2 protein-coding genes are annotated in these 1,810 nt (G+C 41.0%); both read left to right on the top strand.

Translation table 11 applies throughout. The annotated features are described in order from the left end of the window. A partial coding sequence (locus AC3AYF_RS20630) for an outer membrane beta-barrel protein (protein ID WP_487780342.1) occupies nucleotides 1-483 on the top strand: 483 nt, incomplete at its 5' end. A gap of 15 nt (nucleotides 484-498) precedes the next feature. Further along, nucleotides 499-1,810, top strand: a 1,312-nt coding sequence (locus AC3AYF_RS20625) for a GumC family protein (RefSeq protein ID WP_487780341.1), incomplete at its 3' end; no start/stop codon positions are given.

Raw genomic sequence — 1,810 nt, 5'->3', positions numbered from 1 at the left:
GAAACGTGGCAAATTAACGGCCGAGTAGGCGCACGTTATTTAAACAGCGAACAAACAGATAGTCTGGGAAATAAAGACAGTAATAGTAGTTCTGGTTCGTCGTTCAATTTTACCGTAAGCAGGCAAGGTGAAATCGATAGTCTAACGATAGGTATTTCACGAGCACTGTCGCCTTCGAGTGATGGCGATGTAACTGAACAAACAGGGCTGAATGTCACGTGGTCTAGAGACTTGAGTGAAACATTAACTGCTAATATTAGTGGCAGTTACCAGGAAACCACCTCTGCTGATGATGATGGTAACGACCAACGTGAAAATATCAATTTTTCACCCTCATTGCGCTGGCAAGTTGAACGTAATATTGGACTTAACCTTAGCTATACTTACCGTCAACAAAAACGATCAGCTCAAAATGACGTGGATAGCAATGCGCTAATGTTAACTTTGAACTATGATTGGGATGGCCTTCGTGCCTCGCGATAATCACTAGAGAATAAAATGGAAGAAGAAGTTAAAAGTTTAGCTGATTATCTAGATGTAGTTAGACGACATAAATACCTGGTTATTATTCCGGCATTAATATTGATAGCCGCGAGTGTAGCAGTTGCCTATCTGTTACCAGCGACTTATAAGTCACAGGGTTTGATTTTAATTGAATCACAAGAAATTCCTCATGACTTGATACGGTCAACCGTAACCAGTTATGCCGATCAACGTATAGAGATTATCAGACAACGCATTGTGACCACCGCCAATGTGATGGGTATTGTCAAAAAATATAACCTTTACCCTGATATGCGTAAAAGCGCACCACCATCACAGATTGTGGCCTTATTTCGTGCAAACATGGCGGTCGGCATGGTGAGTGCAAATGTGACTGACCCTAGAAGTGGACGTACTAAGCTGGCCAGCATCGCTTTTAACGTCTCGTTTATGGATAAGTCACCACAACTGGCTCAAAAAGTAGCCAATGAATTGGTGACCAAATTTCTCACTGAAAATGTACGAACTCGGACAGAACGAGCAACGGAAACACAAGCATTCTTAGAAGCCGAAGCCGATAAATTCAAGCGTAAGATACAATCGTTAGAAAAGAAAATTGCTGAGTTTAAGGATCAATATAGTGATAGCTTGCCTGAATTATTACAATACAATCTGTCTTCCGTAGAACGCTTACAAGATGAATTGACCGCTAATCAAAATCAGATCATGGTGCTTAAAGATCACGTCATCACCATGACTTTAGAGCAGTCTAATTTACAGACCTATTTAGCATCAACACCATCAGCACTAACCGGTACTAGTCAACAACCATCCTCTATAGAAGTCCAATTAACTCAGGCCAAAGCAGATTTTAGTCGCTTGCAAGCAAAATATTCAGCTAACCACCCGGATGTGTTACAACTTAAAAGACAAATTAACAGTCTAGAGGATGAACTGGGTATCAAGGGTTCTGGAATTGATGAACTAGAGCAGGAATTAAAACAGGCTCAAACACAGTTAAAACAATTACAACAACGTTATTCTTCAAGTCACCCCGATGTGAAAGCAGCGGTGAGTAAGGTCGGCATTCTTGAAGCTCAACTGAATGACGTATCAATGAATGCTAGCAAAACAGCAGTAGCCGAGAAGAAAAATAAAGAAGCTAAACCGCCATTAAACCCCATTTATTTACAGCTGAATTCGAAGATTGATTCGGCGGAACGTGAAGTTGTTCGTCTAAGAAATAGACAAGCAGAAGTAACAGCAAAAATGACCGATTATGAACAACGCGTGGTACGAACGCATCAAGTGAAGCGTGCGTATGATG

Source organism: Salinicola sp., from assembly GCF_982684285.1.
Note: the sequence above shows the minus strand (reverse complement) of the source record. Positions and strands in the feature narration are given on the sequence as shown.